The sequence below is a fragment of the Dyadobacter sp. OTU695 genome (assembly GCF_038440355.1).
Classification (GTDB): Bacteria; Bacteroidota; Bacteroidia; order Cytophagales; family Spirosomataceae; genus Dyadobacter.
Genome location: NZ_JASATN010000004.1, coordinates 386,980 through 405,710, shown reverse-complemented (window position 1 = coordinate 405,710; position 18,731 = coordinate 386,980). Strand labels below are relative to the sequence as shown.

At 42.8% G+C, this 18,731-nt stretch carries 18 protein-coding genes and 1 pseudogene; 9 read left to right on the top strand and 10 right to left on the bottom strand.

The genetic code is table 11. The features are described 5' to 3' along the window. Window positions 1-135: 135 nt before the first annotated feature. The 6 genes from AAHB90_RS11735 to AAHB90_RS32780 form a co-directional block, all read right to left on the bottom strand. Window positions 136-507, bottom strand: coding sequence for a hypothetical protein (locus tag AAHB90_RS11735; protein ID WP_342085272.1), 372 nt, complete (start codon window positions 505-507; stop codon window positions 136-138). An 8-nt stretch (window positions 508-515) separates the two neighbouring features. Then, a complete protein-coding gene (locus AAHB90_RS11730; protein WP_342085270.1) occupies window positions 516-1,952 on the bottom strand; it encodes a hypothetical protein in 1,437 nt (478 codons plus the stop codon). A gap of 95 nt (window positions 1,953-2,047) precedes the next feature. Then, window positions 2,048-2,620 carry a Crp/Fnr family transcriptional regulator gene (locus AAHB90_RS11725; protein WP_342085269.1) on the bottom strand — a complete coding sequence of 191 codons (573 nt, stop codon included), beginning with the start codon at window positions 2,618-2,620 and terminating at the stop codon, window positions 2,048-2,050. A 1,336-nt stretch (window positions 2,621-3,956) separates the two neighbouring features. Next, window positions 3,957-4,688: an SDR family oxidoreductase gene (locus AAHB90_RS11720; RefSeq protein ID WP_342085268.1), complete on the bottom strand. Its 732-nt coding sequence runs from the start codon at window positions 4,686-4,688 to the stop codon at window positions 3,957-3,959. Between the two features lie 124 nt (window positions 4,689-4,812). After that, window positions 4,813-5,745, bottom strand: coding sequence for a helix-turn-helix domain-containing protein (locus tag AAHB90_RS11715; RefSeq protein ID WP_342085267.1), 933 nt, complete (start codon window positions 5,743-5,745; stop codon window positions 4,813-4,815). Between the two features lie 533 nt (window positions 5,746-6,278). Next, window positions 6,279-6,593 carry a DUF3784 domain-containing protein gene (locus AAHB90_RS32780; RefSeq protein WP_446717896.1) on the bottom strand — a complete coding sequence of 105 codons (315 nt, stop codon included), beginning with the start codon at window positions 6,591-6,593 and terminating at the stop codon, window positions 6,279-6,281. Window positions 6,594-7,634: 1,041 nt separating this feature from the next. Between AAHB90_RS32780 and AAHB90_RS11710 the strand changes: the two genes are divergently transcribed. Then, window positions 7,635-7,781, top strand: coding sequence for a hypothetical protein (locus AAHB90_RS11710; protein WP_342085266.1), 147 nt, complete (start codon window positions 7,635-7,637; stop codon window positions 7,779-7,781). 525 nt (window positions 7,782-8,306) lie between these two features. On the opposite strand, the gene AAHB90_RS11705 is transcribed toward AAHB90_RS11710, so the two are convergent. Together AAHB90_RS11705 and AAHB90_RS11700 are read right to left on the bottom strand one after the other, a co-directional pair. Next, window positions 8,307-9,596 (bottom strand): hypothetical protein, encoded by a 1,290-nt coding sequence (locus AAHB90_RS11705; protein WP_342085265.1) that lies wholly within the window; start codon window positions 9,594-9,596, stop codon window positions 8,307-8,309. A 732-nt stretch (window positions 9,597-10,328) separates the two neighbouring features. Then, on the bottom strand, window positions 10,329-10,529 hold the full coding sequence (locus AAHB90_RS11700; protein WP_342085263.1) for a hypothetical protein: 201 nt from the start codon (window positions 10,527-10,529) through the stop codon (window positions 10,329-10,331). 277 nt (window positions 10,530-10,806) lie between these two features. Here AAHB90_RS11700 and AAHB90_RS11695 point away from each other — a divergent pair, with 277 nt between their 5' ends. The 6 genes from AAHB90_RS11695 (at window position 10,807) to AAHB90_RS11670 (ending at window position 16,097) form a co-directional block, all read left to right on the top strand. Next, entirely contained in the window at window positions 10,807-11,343 is a 537-nt protein-coding gene (locus AAHB90_RS11695) for a DUF2975 domain-containing protein (RefSeq protein WP_342085262.1), read from the top strand. Between the two features lie 3 nt (window positions 11,344-11,346). After that, window positions 11,347-11,562, top strand: a complete 216-nt coding sequence (locus AAHB90_RS11690) for a helix-turn-helix domain-containing protein (RefSeq protein WP_342085261.1) — start codon at window positions 11,347-11,349, stop codon at window positions 11,560-11,562. A gap of 1,025 nt (window positions 11,563-12,587) precedes the next feature. After that, window positions 12,588-12,899, top strand: coding sequence for a hypothetical protein (locus tag AAHB90_RS11685; protein ID WP_446717893.1), 312 nt, complete (start codon window positions 12,588-12,590; stop codon window positions 12,897-12,899). Between the two features lie 187 nt (window positions 12,900-13,086). Further along, window positions 13,087-14,016, top strand: coding sequence for a hypothetical protein (locus AAHB90_RS11680; protein WP_342085259.1), 930 nt, complete (start codon window positions 13,087-13,089; stop codon window positions 14,014-14,016). A gap of 563 nt (window positions 14,017-14,579) precedes the next feature. Continuing rightward, entirely contained in the window at window positions 14,580-15,152 is a 573-nt protein-coding gene (locus AAHB90_RS11675) for a Crp/Fnr family transcriptional regulator (RefSeq protein ID WP_342085258.1), read from the top strand. A gap of 6 nt (window positions 15,153-15,158) precedes the next feature. Then, on the top strand, window positions 15,159-16,097 hold the full coding sequence (locus AAHB90_RS11670) for an SDR family NAD(P)-dependent oxidoreductase (RefSeq protein WP_342085257.1): 939 nt from the start codon (window positions 15,159-15,161) through the stop codon (window positions 16,095-16,097). Window positions 16,098-16,252: 155 nt separating this feature from the next. Here AAHB90_RS11670 and AAHB90_RS11665 read toward each other — a convergent pair whose 3' ends face one another. Next, window positions 16,253-17,374: an acyltransferase family protein gene (locus AAHB90_RS11665; protein WP_342085256.1), complete on the bottom strand. Its 1,122-nt coding sequence runs from the start codon at window positions 17,372-17,374 to the stop codon at window positions 16,253-16,255. Between the two features lie 260 nt (window positions 17,375-17,634). Between AAHB90_RS11665 and AAHB90_RS32775 the strand changes: the two are divergent. Beyond that, window positions 17,635-17,772: pseudogene (locus tag AAHB90_RS32775) on the top strand (SDR family oxidoreductase); the annotation flags it as partial. Window positions 17,773-17,870: 98 nt separating this feature from the next. Here the strand turns inward: AAHB90_RS32775 and AAHB90_RS11660 are convergent. Beyond that, complete coding sequence (locus tag AAHB90_RS11660; RefSeq protein ID WP_342085255.1) at window positions 17,871-18,038, bottom strand: hypothetical protein; 168 nt, start codon at window positions 18,036-18,038, stop codon at window positions 17,871-17,873. Window positions 18,039-18,295: 257 nt separating this feature from the next. Between AAHB90_RS11660 and AAHB90_RS11655 the strand changes: the two genes are divergently transcribed. Next, on the top strand, window positions 18,296-18,718 hold the full coding sequence (locus AAHB90_RS11655; RefSeq protein WP_342085254.1) for a hypothetical protein: 423 nt from the start codon (window positions 18,296-18,298) through the stop codon (window positions 18,716-18,718). The last annotated feature ends 13 nt before the right edge of the window (window positions 18,719-18,731 follow it).

Sequence of the window (18,731 nt, the reverse complement as noted above, 5' to 3'; positions counted from 1 at the left end):
GCAGAGAAAAGCCTCCCTTGAGGAGGCTTTTCTTGTTAAGAATACTAGCGGTAGTTCATTTATTCGTTCCTATTCCCATAATCTCTCGCAGCAAAAGCGGCAGGAGTAACTTTGATCCAGGACTTAATTTGCCATTTAATCTTTCTTGTATTTTTTGTACGGCAGCTGGTAAAAGGGATTATATCTGTTCTTCCAGTCTCGATACCACCTCCAAAAAAAGAGCGGACTACTTTTGAAAGTCCTATAAAGCGTAGTATCTCCTGGATTTTCGGCTTTATACGCATTGAATTGGCGTAACAAATCATTGTACTGATGTTCAGGTGTTCCGCCTTTTAGGTAAGCTCCAGTTGTTGCAAAATTTCCACTCCCACTTACGAATTGCGGGATTTCGCTCTTCATGGATTCAGTCGTGGTAACCATTCCGATAAATACACTTATAAGTGGGATATTGGAAATCAGAATAATTCCGAACACCGCCGCCAAAATAAAGAAGTTCCGCCTTTTCATTTTCGATTTTAGTTTGTTGAGGTGGGAGCTATCAAATTGTCTCCTGTTTTGAGATTATATGGACCGTATGTTGAGGTATTGGTGTAAATATCTTGTCCTAGGGCTCCCGGCGTCATACCCAACCCCAGTGGGCCGATTTCTCCCTTACCGCCAGGCATTGGTACATATGGGTTCATGATTGAGGCAGCCACTGTGGTACAGTTTCTTTCCGTGATATGATAGTCGGGGGTCCCTATATAAGTTACCTGATTATATACCATCTGGGCTTGATCAGCGGTGAGGTTTCCAGATACAGAAATGTCAAAAGTCGAACCGCCATCATCGCCCCAAGCGCCTTGTGAGCTCAACAACATACCCGCCTTCCATTCTTCCTGTACATAAAACCCAAATACCAGTCGTTTTGTTTCTCCTGTTTGCGAGTTGTATTGTTCCAAACCTAAGAACGTATGACCCGGCTTACGGTCAGGGAGGATTGTTTGGACCAGTGCCCTGGTTTTTGAGACGGGTTGATCTATATAAATTGTCAATTTGTACTTAAATTTAGGGTCTTTCGGCATTCCATCCATGCCCATGCCGAATACATTCCTGAATCGCTGCATCAAATTTGCAATGGGGACTTTAGGCCCGACAAATACATAATTTCCTTCATAGTCACTTAAGCTTATATCACCGGGCAGCATTGTCTCGCATCGGCAACTCGCGCTGCCATACGGAGAAGTTTGTCCCGGGAAATCTGCAACCCAATAGCATTTTGGGTATGTAATTTCATACAATTCGCAAAACGTACCATTGTGCGTATAATCCGTGCAATTTCCGTTGATGCAGACTTTGTAATAGTAATCGGTACAAGTACCCCTCGTTTCCCATATCTGATCACAGATTGTCCCGTTGCCTTTGCCGTTCCTGGCCTCCTGTAGGCGTAACTGCTCTTCTCCGTCGACACTCTTTAATAGCCCCGCAGGCACGCCGTCTTTGAATATGAATCCATTCAAGAGCCTTCCCTCCCAATCCCTGACCGTCATTGCTCCTGTAAAAGTAGAAAGGTCATTATTGACCGATTCGCCTCTGCTCAAATACTCAATGACTTTCGGTGTGTAACGATTAAAATCATCTTTAAAAATCCACAAGTACGTATCTCTATTGGGAGATTGTCCGGCCTTATGATGTTCAATGGGAACAACCACTAACGGCTGCCCATTGGACATTTTGCTCATAAAAGCTTTCTCCCAAAATGTTTTCCTCTCCCTATTATTAGATAGCGACGCCTGCATTTTCACGAGGTAAACATTTTCGAACCAGGCCTTTGCTCCTGTAATGGTAACCAACGAATCAGACTGACTTGTTTCTACCGACGGTCTACCGGTATTAACGTCTTCTTCTTTACAGGCCCAAAATATAAGGCCTAAAACAATAGCTAAAATGTAGTACAAAGAAAGCTTTTTCATAAGCGGATTGTTTAAAGTTGAAATTATTTTCAACCCAAATCTGCAACCGCACGAAACCAAATCCTTTGATATTTATCAAAATCGTATCACAGTAGTTACTTATTTTTGTAGGCTGCCCGAATTCTACTTAGGTGTTCCTGTGTAATTCCCAAATAGGAAGCAACATGCCCAAGCTTTGTGCGTTGAAAGATGTCGGGAAATTGCTGGATCAGCCTTTCATAGCGCTCCTCTGCAGTACAAAATGCAAATAGCTTCATCCTTTCATCCAGTAGTAGATAGTTATAGGTTACCATTAATCGTCCAAGCCTTTCGACTATAGGAAAATCTCGGAAAACCGGTTCTAGCTTCCCGTATTGAAGGCTGAATATTTCCGAACTTTCCAAAGTTTGGATGTTATATATGGATGGCAATCCCGAGAATAAGCTATCGATTGCACTGGCGATTCCCCCTTGTGAAGCGAACCAAGCTGTCACCTCTTTACCATCCTTATAATAAAAAACACGAACCAGGCCAGTTGCTAAAAAATGGAATTCATTACAGATTTCACCATGAGAAAGAAGTATAGTATTTTTAGGAACCTCCCTATGAATGGTGATCTTATTGATTGCCTCCTGAGCGTTGTGTGGTAGTTCGACTATGCTATTAAGGTAGTTAATGAATTCGTTCATTGCATGTTGATGAATAAGGTCGTTAGACCATATGTATGTGTGCAAAAGTAGTGGCTACATTCCATTTCTTTATGAAAAGATCACCTAATTCCACATAGAAGTATGTCGATGGTGGCAGGCTATGTCGCGAATGGAGGTATGGCCGTGTCCGAAATCGTGCTGTTTATAGACAAGTAAGACGTGTTTTACAAGCCGATATGGGACATATAGTCGGCGGCAATCCGTTGCAACCAATGACCTCCCCACCAATTGCCTGGTACGCTATGGAGCACTGGCTGCAAGATTTCGTACATCGAATCAACATTCAGGGGCGGCCTGCATTCTGGCAGCGGCCGTAGGTTTACTGACTGGCATGTTGGCTGTTTGCGTCCAAACAATTAAAGCGGGAAGATCCAACCCAATAAATGCACTAAAAAATGAATGAAGTCCGCAGAGTTTCCGTACGCCGTCTTTTGTCGTATGCCTCTTTCACTAGACTCGCGGCAGCAATTAATAAATTAGTCAGCATAGAACTTTCACTCGCTGGTACAGTTGGGAATAATCTCCTATGTCAACCGGACAGTTGCACTGATTGAAATGCTCCCAGAACAAGGCTGGAGGGGACACTGCAAAATCGTACCCAATACACTAATGAACTTTGGCATTTAAACTTAACTTTCCGGGGGCCAAATTCAATATAGATAACGTTGCAATTAATGAATCGACAACAATCGCTGCCCCCTTGTCTATTGACAAATCTGCAAGCGATTGTCAGCATTTGTAAGTATATTTGCTTGACTGTTGAGACGCTTGAAATGCATCAAAACGAGCTAAAAGAATCGGTTACCGTTTCGGTTACCTATTTTGAAGGGAATTGCAAATAATTGATATACAGGCTTTTTCAAGATCTAAATTGTTCCCAGCGGGATCACAGAAGGCACACGAAAGTGTGCCTTTTTTGTTTAAAATGCATTGATAATCAGCACATTTTACAAAAAGGCAGATCAGTCTGAATCATAATGAACCAATCCATTCGGTCACCTATTCGGTCACCTGTTGGATTCGGTAAATTAGGTGACCGAATCAGATGTTTGATTGAGGCGGTTTTGATTTAAGGTTCTCCACGGACACAATTACCAACCTTAAAATGTGCGAGCATGAAGTTCAAACAAAATCTGTCATTACTTTTCTGGCTATACCGGGGCAAGGCCTCACGGGTATCAGGCAATGACAAACAAAACGCCCGGAACTCTTCTATATTCATACAGTTGACTATGATACACTGTTAACTTCCAGCGACTGCCGAACTTTCAAAAATACAACTTCATACCGGGCGGTGTTAATGGTCAATAATGTTTTACCACGGCAAGGTCTCACCATCCTGAGAGAAAGTACCCGTTGGGCCGTTTTCATCCAGTAGGGCTAATGCCACACCACTTTTAGCCCCGTCTTCGGGCGTAAGCGGCGCCTGGTCCGAGCCGATCGATGTTTTTACCCAACCCGGACTTACTGCATTTACCTTGATCTTAGTATCTGCGAGGGCGTTCGCTAAAAATACTGTAAACTGGTTCAATGCTGTTTTAGAGGCGCTGTACGCGTATGGTTTCAATGGGTAAAGCCAATGTGTTTCGTCGAGATGGACGCCAAAAGAACCAGAGAGGCTGCTGATATTCACGATCCGCCCGGCTTCACTTTTTCTGATCGCCGGTAACAATGACTGGGTCAGCTCCACTGTCCCGAAATAATTGATATCGAAGGTGTCACGTAGCGTTTTTAGAGGAACCGTTTCGGTGTTGTTACCAAACCAGGCATTATCCAGGAATACTGCTGCATTGTTGATCAGGATATCAAGTTTGCCAAACTGGTTTTCAATGAGGTTTTTGGTGTTTTCTATATCATCAGAATTACTGATATCCAGCTTGATAAAGGTTACGTCCAGCGACTCCGCACGCAGGGTTTCCTCTGCTTTTTTTCCCTCAGTCTCATTTCTTGCTCCCAGTAACACTTTAATATTTTGTTGCGCAAGCTGTTTAACTGTCTCAAAACCAATACCTTTATTTCCTCCTGTTACTAATGCTATCTTTGTCATTTTGTAAATTATTTTAATTACAATGCAAAGATGAACAGGATCACAAAGGCCGGGTTAGCATAAATAAAACCAATCCTTACTAAATTCAAACTTCCGCGTAAGGCGCTATTAAACAACGAAATAGCTATTTTATGGTTTTTCTGTAATCTGTCGGAGATACGCTGACGTGCTTTTTGAAGAACAAATTGAAGTGGGATGGCTGCTCAAAGCCCAGAGAGGTGGCAATCTCTACAACATTCCAGTTAGTGACCTTCAATAAGATCTTCGCTTCCTGGATTATTCGTGCCGCTATGATTTCGGTGACTGTTCTTCCTTTTGAAAGCTTTACCTGCCTGTTTAAGTAGTTGGGGTGTAATGCCAGATCATCCGCAAAATCTTTCGCCGTTGTTAATCTAAGGATATCCTGGGCGGATTCGATCGGAAACTGTGATTCCAGCAACCGGATAAATGAGCAGGCTATCTCCTCGGTTGTGTTGTTCGTTTTTACATACGAGCTAGCTGGATCAAGCTTTTGTGCATTGAAAATAAGTTCAAGCAAATACGTGCGTTGCAGATTATCTTTGAAATCACTGTTGGCGTGTTTCTCATCAAATATCTTGGCATATATCCCAATGAAATGCTTCGTCTGCTCGTCGGTCAGTGCATATATGTGCTGCCTGCCTGGTTTGTAGATCGGAAATTCAAGCAGCCGGTATCCACTATTGCTTTTTGTAATGAAATCCTCCTTAAACAGGCAGCTTATTCCTGCATACACTCCTTCTGGCGCATGTATGCCAAAGGGAATTTTAGTGCTGGTGAAAATCAGTGAATTGCCCGATACTTCAATATTTCTTTCTTCAAACTCAAGCGTATACTTCCCTTGTAATAGAGTTACCGTATAAAAGGTCTTTCTATTGTAATCAAACGACAACGGACTGTTATCACCCTGCCTGCTCAAATCCAGAACATCAAGACCTGCTGTATCCTTCTCGCCCGGTGCCAAAGGTTTTGTCCCACTGTTTTCGGACAGGGAAGCCGTGTTCGTGTCTGTTTGTACCGGATTCAGAGGTGCTTTCATATGATGACTTTTAGGTGCTTGATTGACAAGAAACGTCTTTTTTTTAAAAAAAAGTCAAATGTGTCCTCCCTTAGTTGAACGTGATTCCGCTCGGGCTGGAAAATTAACGCAATGCATACGAAAGTTTACAAAAGGCAGCTTTGGGCAACCAAAGTTCATAAGCGTCCAGGAATATTGATAATCGGCGACAATGGGGTGGTAATGCTAAAATAAGTCTCGCCTATATTGGAGATTTGCCGGCCGGTGCTGGAATGTTAGCCATCCGGGCTCGCGACCCTTAGACGATCTTTTTCTTTGACGAGAATTGTCATAGGTTAGAATAGCTATTGCCTTTAATACTAAAAAATACATGAAATGTCTACACACCAAGAAGATCGTTGAAAGTGCCCTTCAACGAGCCAAGGACTATCTTTTAGAGCCGTTGGACAGATTTACGTGTCAAATTATATTTTCGTTCAGATGAGACGGATGGGAACCAACGTGAGAAGTTTAGCGGCAGTTGTGCGACAGCCACGGGTGTTTTCCCCGACACTCTAAAATTTGTAATATTTGGACATCCCGGAAAGAGTTATTGCCGTTCCAATCATCAATATTATAGTAAAAAATATGCCGCAAATAAAGGCGATGTTATCGTTGAAGGGCTCGACATAAAAACATACTATTGATAGCAAAACAGCACACATAGATAAACCCATAGTGCATTTCCCGAACCAAGACGCCAGACCTTTCTTATCCACTACCTTCTTTTCGTCATACCCTGCAATTATCCCCAGCCATTTAAACTTCCATGTAACCAGGCTCATAACCATGAACATGATCCCAATAATTAGAAAAACCACCCCTAGCATCATTATGAAATCATTTGACTGTTACTCAATTATCTGCGCATGTTCTTGCTTTCGGCCACCAAATATGAAACCAATACGACCATGTTGATTGGGACATAGCAAGCTACAATCACTATTATCGTCTGATCTTGTAAATTTTCGACAGCGTATCCGAAAGCGATGAAGCATATCCCTACCAGGCTTAAATAACTCTCGCCAAGCGTGGCCACTTTCTCTCTATCAATGATTTTTTACCTCCTTTTGGGATATCGCTCAGCCAACCGACTAGTCCGAAACGCCAGATAGCTAAACCCAGCAAAATCAACAAAATACCTACCGATGCTAATACCCAGTTCATACCTGTTAATTTATCGACCAACAAATAAACAAACCCCTAGCCAGATAAATCCGATGCCCAAGACTACGGCCGCCTTTCTGCGTCCGGACCAATTCCGGATGGAAAAATATAGTGCAGCTTCGACGGCAAAAGCTAGCACACCTGACAGTACAAAATATCGGAACGGCAGTCTTTCAACTGCCGCGACTTTCTCTGCTACTGTATAAAATATCGAATACAGAAAACTTCCGATTATCATAAAACGCCACCACTCCCGTGGCAGCTCTTCCTTTGGGGCCTGATCCATGCTCGATTAATTGCTATTGCCAAAAGTATAGCCAGATTTACATCATCGCGCCTATGAATGCGAGCGTACCGGCGCACAGTTGCTGGTCGCTGGCATGGGCACTTGCGGGATCGGCATTCTTTCCCGGAGCGCGGCCTTGGCCTGCATAAGGTACGGCCTAGGTCAAAGTTAAAAGCCCGTAGCTAGCCGTCCCCAAGCCATATAGAAGTTCATCTGGCAATACATCAATTCATCTTCTTATTCGTCATTGAACGGGCGCGATTAGTCGAAGAAAATTTTCCACTCGTCGAAAAATGATCTTCGCACTAAAATATCTAATTTTTTATTCCTGATTACTACCATCTTGCCATTCCAGATCATGACGTCGACCGACGGAGTTTTTATGGTTTGTATTTTCTACACCAAACTTTAGCTAAAAATGAAAAGTGTAAATCTAGTTGTACTCGAACTGGTAAGGCCCACTAAAAGTGAAAAAGAGGAGAGTAACGGAGACATTATGCTCCATCCATTGCACATTGGGAGTAACCATGTTAAAGACGATTTCAGCAGTGGGTTCAATGGGTGAATTGGCGTTGGAGAACCTATCCAACGAAGATCAGATATGCACCACCGGAGGAACCATGGTTGAATTCTTGGGTTGGTGCGTAGGCGGAGCAAACTGCGGCATGAAGTGCGTTATCTCTAAACAGAATAGCTATACACTTTTTGCGACTAACAGCACATTATACACCTTCTTTTTAAAGGTTGATTTTACTATACAGGCTTGAATTCTTGACTTTACAGTTTCATCATGGATTTTCAATCCGGCTTTCCCGGACGCCTGTATGTCTTACAGCATTTCCGTAAAATGGCGTTTAGCTGCTGTTTTTTGGAATTAGGAAGTCGCAACATGCAGGCTACCCCGTGGCGCGGCCTATGGTTGTTGTAAATTGGGGCAATACGATTTATCAAAACCAAGGCGGGCCGTTAGTCTTCAAAGAACATATCAAGGCTGAACTCGCATTGGAACATCCCACAACTTCTAACAAAGGGGTTGAATCCCTCTCTTAGACAGGAGCATGGGGCGCTTGGTCACTTACAAGAACCGTCTTTATTGGTCGTAGCTATGCCGGGGAGCTATAAACCGCTCGTAGATAGAATCTTGTTTTCCCACATATTGGTCGGCCTCCATTTGAGACCATCTGGCTTTAAGTACTTCATAAATATTGGCGTAAGCGTCGTAGGGAATCGGAACAAAACTAACATGTTCGGGCAACAGTTCGCCAGTTGCTTTGTTTATGTATGCAGCACGGCCTATTCGGGACACGGCAATAATAGATGATGCTGCTAAAAGTACGGCTACTGCCCAACGTACAGGAGCCTTCGAAGGTTGAGTCAGTAATCGCAAGGTTCCGTTCGGGGCCGAAAGATGTTGATACATATACAAACCGACAATAAGCAATAAAGGCATGAGTCCGCGAAAAAGGAAATCATTCACTTTCCCGATCCTGTATAAGGGGAACACAGCTATGAAAAAAAGGATCAGGTACAATGGAAGGCCGGGCAGGCGTTTGCTATCCGTGCCGGTTAGGAACCGGTAACCTAGATAAAACACGATGAGATTGATACCAATGTTAACTGAATATTCTATGGCCCGGCTATTCATGCTTTCACTGAATTGCCAGATGAACCCCGATATCGGGGGCTTCTCGTGTGACAGATATAGGACGAGCACCGGGGCACAACACAAGCAGGGCAACAGGACTTCATTCACGGTGGTCGCGATGTGAAAGCTCCCCTTCCGGGTAAACCATTTATGAAGGATAAGGATGCCAACGAGCAGGCCACAAGTAAAAGCAGGAAACACGGCCCACCAGAAGGAAAGTGCTACCGGTAGCACCATACGTTCCAGTCGGATACCTTCCTTAAGAGCGTACCCGAGCATTCCGCTGATAATGAGTGTAGGTATAACCTGGTTGGGCACCCAAAGCGAGTTTTCAAAATTGGACCACGACTCCACACCAAAATCGCCGAATTTGTAGAGATGTCCCCATATTTTATAGAAAATACTTTTCAACACGTGTGGTAGGTCACCGATGGTCAGGGTCAGAAATACAAAGAGCATCTTTTTATGCAATACTATGTAGAGCCAGCTCAACCCCAGTAAAAACCCAACAAATGTCCACAGGAAAATAGCCAGTTCGCTAATTTTACCTGCCATTTTTGAATACAGTGCGGGCACGAGATAGAATCCGTAATAATAGGCGGTTACCGGCCCATCTCCCGGTATCCGAATTGGCCAGTCATAGCGATACAGCTCGTAGAACTTGGTATTGTGGCACCAGTAGTCGAACGTTTGGTAGCATAAACCGGAAATACCACAAATACAAGTAATAGCCACTGCACAAACGCTAAGCACCCAAAGGTCGCGCTGAGATCCTCTTTGCGTACTTTCAAGGTCGTTCTAACTGAATTCGCGGACCAAAAAATATCCACAAAGCAGCAATCCGACAAAGGAGGTGACACCACTTGTCCAGAAGCAGAAGAAAATCAGGTTGGGTACAAGCAGGTAAAGTATACTTGCAAGTCGCAGGCATTTAATTGTCATGGTAAGTTTGGTTTTCCAAGAAGGGTAGTAATCTGATCCGATCGCGATTATCGGCGCTTATGGTAACGGGTTATCGCCGGTTACTTCCATTACTAATGCAGGCATCAAGCTTTACTGGTGCGCTGCACGGAAATCCCAAGAAGAAAATAAAAACCGTAGTCCGGTAATTGTTTACAAGAAATGTATTCTACTGAATTCGCGAGGGAATTAGTATCTCAGGGGGCCATGGGTTTTCCCATGGTACATTCATACTCAATGATTAATCTGCTGGTGCAAAGATCATAGCCAACGAAAATGGAGCTGCAACTGCGATTGATATTAGAAGGGCCTTCCAAATTTTCTTATATACATAATTGTCGTTTGGAAAATTTTTTTTTGAAAAAATACTCAGACAAAATTATCCCTCCTAGCATATTAAGAAAATATGCAAATGAACCTCCTTTTATATGAAGGCCATTCATAATCAATACGGTAAATGCTGTTAGGGATATTGAAACTAGCAATGCAATGGTGGCTTGTCTGCGTCTATTGCTGCAAAAGCCGTCCGTCATTTTCTCCGTTACCGAATACAGGGTGTAGTGCAGGCGTATGGTATAACAACTCATTGGCGCCAGGACAAACTTCCAGGACTAGCATCCGCAAATCTTCGTATAGATCGGTCAGGTCCTTGCTTTTAAATTCCAGATAAAACAAGAAATCCGGATGGATCTTCCTGGTATTTCCCATGTTGTCAGTCATTTACACGTCAAAACTAAGATAAGAAACTGAAACCTTTTTGTACAAATGGCTAAGTCAATCGCAAAATGCTCCCTTGAAGGTTTTCCTGTCAACCCTCAGCTACCTGGTTCGTTCCCTAAAATCCTAATTCGTTTCATTCCATCCTTGAAAATGGCGGAGCAGCCCGCCCGTCGGCGGGTAAGCACATCTCAAATAAAGGTATATTTTTATTGTTTTTCAATAAAAATACATTAAGCTTGCGTTAGCAAGCCAATATTTATCAGCTATGTCAAAAGTAAACAACGTCGTTTTTACAGGCCTGCGCATTGTTGCATGGCTAATTTTTGTCGGCTTAGGCATTGAAGCCGGGGCGCTGATCGTAAATTTCATATTCAGCCTCTATAAACCCGATTTCGTTCAAAACTTGTATCAGAAGCTCGATCTAAGTGAGATGTATCATCTTAGCAAATGGGCATTCTTTGGCATATATAGTTTAATACTGGCCATAGCCATTTTGAAAGCAGTCCTTTTCTATTTTGTCACCATGCTGGTAACCAGATTTGACTTATCCAAGCCCTTCAACAGCTTCGTCGCAAGGCAGATTTTGCGAATCAGCTACTTTACCTTCTCCATCGGACTTTTAAGTTATATAGCCCGGCAAGCCGCCAACAATTTAGCGCACCGTGGCTTTGCAACAGACAACCTAACCCAGTTTTGGGCAGACAGCCAGGCTTTCGTATTAATGGCAGCTGTGATCTATATTATTGCGGCCATTTTCCAAAAAGGAATCGATATTCAAAACGAAAACGATCTAACTGTTTAAGCTATGCCAATCATTGTAAACCTGGATGTGATGATGGCAAAGCGGAAGGTTTCCCTCAATGAGCTTTCCGAACGAGTTGAATTGACCCTGTCCAACCTGTCTATCCTAAAAACGGGAAAGGCGAAGGCAATTCGTTTCAGCACACTAGAGTCCATTTGTAAAGCTTTAAATTGCCAGCCAGGTGACATTTTAGAATACGTACCTGAAGAAAATGGGTAAGAACCAGATATATGAGCAAACAAAGTTAGCGGTTCGCCCTTACCGAAAAACTGACAATTTTCAGGTTTACCCATACCGTATCCTGAAACACAACGGCGCGGTCATTGAAATGTCCGTGGCTGTGTAATGAGTTGCCGGGACAGGTTATCCGGATCCAAACACTTGCTGATACGCAATTACGGCGCAACTTCGGATAATTCCATGCAAACCTGGTTGTGATCTGCGTTGCCACGCCCGGCTTATCTACCATATAGGCAAGGCTACCCTGATCAATGCCATACAGGTGGGGAACCTGGGAGGTACCCGGGATGGATTGGCCTTGACCCAATCCTGAAATAGATCGAGTTAGCCCGGCTTCGATCTGAACGCAGACTCATTGCGCCATCGGCACCGCTACCGATATTTACGGAATATCCTAAAAGATTATATGGCCATCATTGCTTGCAGAGCAGAGCAACCGGATTCATTTCAAAGCAATGTTCCGTTAATCAGCTTACCGAGGTACTGGGAATTGTTATGTCAGGGAATGGCACATCATTGACATACTCAAAAAGCAATTGCTGGACTACACGTTGCTGCGCGACTTGTGGTCAGATAATCTATTGCCGACTTCATCAATCTGGGAATTTTCAGACAGACATTTTATGCAAAGAAATGTGCAATGGGCAAACCGCCGGAGAGATGGGCTAAAGACCAGCTCGTTAAGCATCTACAGGCAAAGGATCTTTGAAAAGCACATTCAAGCCAATCGGGCGGCTCATGATGAAGTTGGAAGAAAAGAAAGAACTACACCAGCGCCGTTTCCGATCGCTGCTGGCACAGTGTATGTGTGATCAAATGGGCACTTTTCATTTTATGACTTATCCAAGCGAAACTGTACTTTCAATCGTCCGAATACCTGGGAGGACATCAGGTTTAGTTGTTGAATCTTTCTCACTTAAGTTATCCAAAATGCGTCGGAGGAGCCTGTACCGCTTTGGTCAATTGTGGTATCCGATCAAGAATTTTCGCCGCGCGGAGAAACAATGGAGCAATATTGGATCGATGAAGCAAAAAGAAGGGATAAGGAAAGGGTTCTGGTCCAATTCGACCTATCGGACGTATCGCCTGCGCAGCTGGGGCATCTACATGATACCAAACACCAATATGGTTGGATACACCAACAGGACCTACCCGAAGGCAGATTGGAAATGTTATTCCTGGTAGGCTCGCTCCCGTACATTGCGACCTGGCTATTCCCGTTTACGAGTGCGGTAAAAGTGGTAGAACCAGCCGCCGTGTGTGGATACCTATCTGAACTTGCGCAGCGGGCGTATAATTCGTTTTATCAGAAGTGACCCGCATTTTCCGCTAACATGCTGTCATAGGACCTCAAACCTGCCTCTTTCATCTCAGATTTTTACTCTGGCGATCGATGCCGCAATCCGTCAAATTCATTTGTTGATTCTGATCAACGTTCCGGCTTGAGTAACCGCAGTAACTTTACGGTTCGTAAAAGGCAACTATCAATTTTCTTTCTCAATCATGGAACGTAATAAAATGAATCAAAACAGAAATGGCTTGTTTCTGGCGGCTAGCGCTTTTTTTTTAGTCGTTATTGCTGCGTGCTCGGCTCCCAAAACGCTCAGCTACTCTAACCCCGCCCAACGAGAAGAAATTTCTTGGGAACTGGTATTTCAACAAGCCGGAAAAGTCGAATTAACGCACCTAATAACTGGGGAAGTATTGCCAAATAGAAAAGACTTGATTAACTTGAGTAACTCTGAATCAAGTAAATATCCGACAGGGGATGTTTGGCTAAAAAATGTGACCCTTTTACTTAGACATGAAAGCAAAGGTGATTTTCTGATAAATACGGGTTACGATGCTTCATACTCCACCAATGCGCATGGCAAGATTGGCGGACTGATGGCAAATAGGACATGGAAGGCCAGGCAGAATCCTGGGAATGATCTGGTTAGTCTGCTGAAAGAACACCAAGCGAAGCCACACACGATTTTTTTAGAGAACTGGAATCCTGACCATACCGCAAGCATTCCAAACTTACCAAAAGACATCACATACATCTCGGGTGCTGGTGAGAGATACCTCAACGTCCCTTTGCTATTCCATGCTCCTTTCTTAAAAGGTCTTTCGCCGATTAGGCAAATTGATTTTAGTACGGCAAAAAAAGTGGATAAACTCGGACCTGTAATTGATATCTTGGGAGACCAATCTATCTGGGCGATTTCTGCGCCTGGATTTACCAAGGGCCAGTTAGCTTTCCTGATCGTGAGCAAACATGGGCCGGTACTTTATACAGGCGAAGCTATCACGACCAAATTTCAATTCCAACATGGCGTGGAGGCGGGAAGGGTGGCGGATCGGGAGCAAGCCATTCAGAGCCTTCAAATGCTACGAAACTTTGTCAAGAAGTATCCGCAGGTGAAAGTAATATACGGAAAGGAGATATAGTAAAGGGGAGCTCTAAAATAGCTTACCTGGTATCCTCTGAAGCGTTCTGTTGAAGGGCAAATTCTTTGAAGAATTTGTGCTCACCTCCTTGCGGACTGTTCATCTAAATCCAGATCCGGGCTATAAGTAATCTGCTAAAATACTGAAATTGGGCAATAGGGCTTGCCCGGCCTTAAGAAAATGAAAATGATTTTTTCTAGCAAATACTCCTTATGCGATTGAAGTTGTTAATTTGGATGTTTATGGCTTTATCGTTTCTCTCATTGGGGCGAAACAAGAATTGTATAGCAACTCTTAATAGATGCGTTTAAGAATTTGGTCTTATAAGGAAATCGCACGAAATGATCTCATTACTTATTCGCCAACGACGATTGAAAATGATCTACACGGAAAATGGGGTACGTCATTAGCTGGCTTGTTCCAATATGCAAGATTGCAGTGCCTGAAATGTAGAGATGGCGGTGTTAAATTCTAAATCATGACTTGAATATAAAGTTCTTTCGATTCAAATAAGCAGCAGTATTTTCAAACAATTAACATGGTTGCTCAGCCTCAATCCCCCTATGGAACAGCTAAAAGAATATCTTAATCAATTTGTGGAACTAAGTGAGCAAAATTGGAAATATATTTCCGGAATCACAAAAATTTATCAATTCAAAAAAAACACTTTTTTTCAGCAGAAAAATAAGCATTGCACTACCATCGGATTTATCATCAGTGGTTGTTTTCGCTCTGTTAAGGATATTGATGGAATTGAACGAACGTTCGATTTTGCAGTTGAAAATGAATTTGTTACGGATTACTATAGTATTATTCGACGTGTACCTTCGTCCTACGATATTATTGCAGTGGAGCATTCAGAGGTAGCTTGTATGATAGCTTCGGACATCTGGGCTCTATTCGAAACTGACATGGAACTGCAAAAACTAGGTAGAAAGATTGCGGAGGAAACCGTTTGTTATAACCTCGAAAGGCTTACCTCTGTTTTGTATGATTCGCCTCAGGTACGATATGAGAAGCTTATGCAAAATTCACCTGGCGCGTTAGTTAGAGTCCCTCAACACTTCATTGCAAATTATCTTGGTGTAACGAAAGAAACCCTTAGCAGGATCCGCAGCCGTATGAGTGGTAAATGATTTAAAATGATAACTGATTATTTGATTTTGGTCATCGTTTATAAATACTTCTACTATTTAGGTTTGCAACGTATTAAAATAATAACATATATGCGAGGCAAAACAGTATTGATAACGGGAGGTACAGCTGGTATCGGAAAAGCGATTGGCACCGAACTTGCTAAAAAACAAGCACAACTTATCATTGTTGGCAGTGATAGCGATAGGGCCAGTCAGGCTGTCGAAGAGATTAGACGTTTGTCGTCGAACGTTTTTGTAAGAGCTATTATAGCTGATTTATCGAGTACTGAGGGAGTGGACGAACTTGTCGATAGCATATCGGCTAGATATCCCTCAATAGATGTGCTGATAAATAATGTGGGTTACATATCAATTGAAAGAGAAGTGACCATAGATGGTTTTGAAAAGATCCTTTTCCTAAATTATCTCTTACCGTTTTATTTGACTTTCCATTTGATGCCAATGTTGCGGGCCGCTCCGGCTGCGAGAATCGTAAATATCGCGGGTGGTGCCTACAAGCATGGAGCAATCAATCTTGCTGATTTACAGTCGATAAAAAGATATCAACCCTACCGAGCATTGGCCCAGGCAAAACTGGCATTGGTGCAATATTCGCTTCAACTAGCAAAGAAATTGGAGGAAACTTCAATCTCTGTATTTATAGCCGATCCAGGAGTGTCCACGTCGGGTATGGGGCCAGGGAATCCGGCCTGGCCATGGTTGTATAGGAAAATCTTGATGCCGCTTGTTGCCACTACTCCGCAGCTGGCAGCTGGGTCAGCGATATATGCCGCATCGTCGGGTGACTTGGAGGGCAAAACAGGTTTGTTTATCAATCCTAAAGCAACTGTTATTTTGCCGACGGGCAAAGCAGATCAACCGGTTGCTGGAACAAATCTTTGGAACACTAGTGAAACAATCTTAGGGATCAGATACGACGTATAATCATGTCTGGAATTTGGTTGGTCCGGAGGATAAATGGATATCGTGATTGGAGAATACGGTGTAACAGGTTTCGCCGGAATCTCCAGTCTGGCGATCGGTTGAGAATCAGCCTTGCGGCAAACCTTTTGTTGTGCCGTCGTACTTGCTTTACATAGTCAAATTACTCGCTTCACTAAAGGAATTTTACGAATTATCCCAGCAAGAGTGTAGGAAAATACAACACTCAAAATACAGGCCATAATGTATTTAATAGTTGGTTTAAGCGTTAAATATTCCAAGATAATAGTAACACCAACTACAACAGCAGAATGAAAAATATAAACGCCGTATCTATTTTCTCTTATTATTGATAATATAAAATTTGTAAAGTCAAATTTTTTCTTGAACTGATGAAGGAAAAAGCCACAAAAACCAACACACAAAAAGGTTTGGGCGAATGAAAGTGAAAGTGATTCCCATGTAATGCCCGAAACAAATTTATTAACTATAGATGGATACTTTGAAAGAAGATAAATAATCAAGCAAAAGTAAGTAGCTGCAATAAGTGAGATGGGAAACCATGTTATTGCCACTTTTTTAGAAAGGTCATCAAGCCAATGCTTTCTGAATACCAACAGCCCGATTGCATACATGAAAATATAAGGAGTGATATTGGAAAACTCTATGCCAATAAAATTTTCTCCAAGTGGGAAAAATTGTCGCACTGTGATTGTAAGACCACTGCACAGAAGAATAATCGTCAATATATTTATATGTGTGGGGGGCGCATCTGATAGATATTTTGAAATAGAAAAATGAGGTCTTATGAATTTCCAATAGAAAATATATACTGACTCAAAAGTTATCAACATTAAAATAAACCACGCATGAGAAGTATACGGTTTAGTGTTTTGTTGTAATACATACCTAAACCATGACAATTGAGTTGTCTTATTGTGAATTTCAATATAATATAAAACACTTGGAGCAAGAATAATCATTACAAATAACAACGGTACCACCAGGCGAATTAACCTTGATTTTATAAATTTGGATACCCCCTTTTTTTCTAATGAAGGAATTGTCAAAAAAGCGGAAATGAAAAAGAAAAGGCTCATTGAAAATGATGCCTCAAGTCCAGTTAAGGCCGAAAGGAAAATTTGAACTGTACCAGTCAGTTTTTCAGATGTAACATAGCACCAGCCGCCCATTGTCCCATAACCAATACTAACATGATGGAGTACAACCAGAACAGATAAGAATATCATAAGATTATCTAAATAATGAAGTCGTTTCATTTGCTACATCTAATTTGGTATTATAAATAAATGCCTTGGTAGGGAATTTGTATATATGCGGCACAACGATTACGGCTTGGCGAAGCGGGTTTTCTCTGGCAAATTTACCATCGTCAGCAGCCAGGGAGAAGGAAGAAAATTACTAAAAAAATGTGAGGGAAATCACCGTTCATAATGCCACTGAATATATTTTTATTGCTAATCCATGATTTTAGCTCATGAAAAGTTTCTGATCGGGATACAAACGCTCGCTTTCTACGGCTATTGGGGCAACACCCCTGGGAAGGAGCGGTGAGCTCAACGAAATTGCCTACTCAGTGCTCTACCGGACCTCCGAGGAATCTACTTTCACCACCGGGACCAGGTTCATTATTGACGGAGGAGCTACTATGCTGTGACAGGTACGAAGCCAACAAAGCCCGGGGTAAACTGCCCCGGGCCTGGTCGCACCCCCTCGATCCTGCCGGACTTTCAGGGTAACATTCCTATTGCAATCCTATTTCTTTGAAACCTCTTTTGCGGCCTGGTCGATTACGGCTGCTACTTTTTGCGGCTGTGAGATATAGACAGCATGACTTCCTTTGATCTCTGTAACCTTGGTGTTGGAACGCTTGTACATATTGCGTTGGATTTCAGGAAGGATGCTTTTATCATCGGTAGCCACAATTCCATAGGTGGGTTTATTTCTCCATGCCGCTTTTTTGCTACTTTTTCACTTCCCATTTTCCTTTGATCAGGCTTGGGAATTTCCACAGTCACCGCCATTCCGGGATAGTAATCCAAAACGAGATAAGGCAGTAGCGACAAACATCATTTTTAAATCTGCAGATGGGGGACAAACCTGGCAGGACATTAGCGAAGGGCTGCCTGTAAACTTGCCCGAAGACAGTATCCCGAGAGATGGTTTCCTTGCAAATGATAATGGAATCTATCTGCGCACTAGAGATGGGATGTATTACAGCAAGCCAAATTCCGCTGCTCCTTAGTGGAAAAAACTGGAAGCGAGTCTATGACGAAGGCTGGGTAATGAAATTGGTAGAGTCAAACGGAGTGCTGATAGCTACCAGTCAGAGAGGCATCATTCGGTCGGTAGATGATGGTGAAAGTTGGGTTAATGTGATTGATGAGGGTGGAGTGGGCATTGCTATCGAACGCATCAAAGGTGGATTTGCCGCGATCACTTGCAATACAGAAACGGAGGCAAGAAGAGTATGGCAACTTTCACTTCCTGCTACTCTCCTAACCGAAAAAACAGGTTATAAAAAAATCGATTCATTGAGGATACTGCCTTCTGCAGCTCCTTATCTGCCTCGGAACGTTGAACTGGTTAATGTCCGGTCGTAATAAATCACACCGC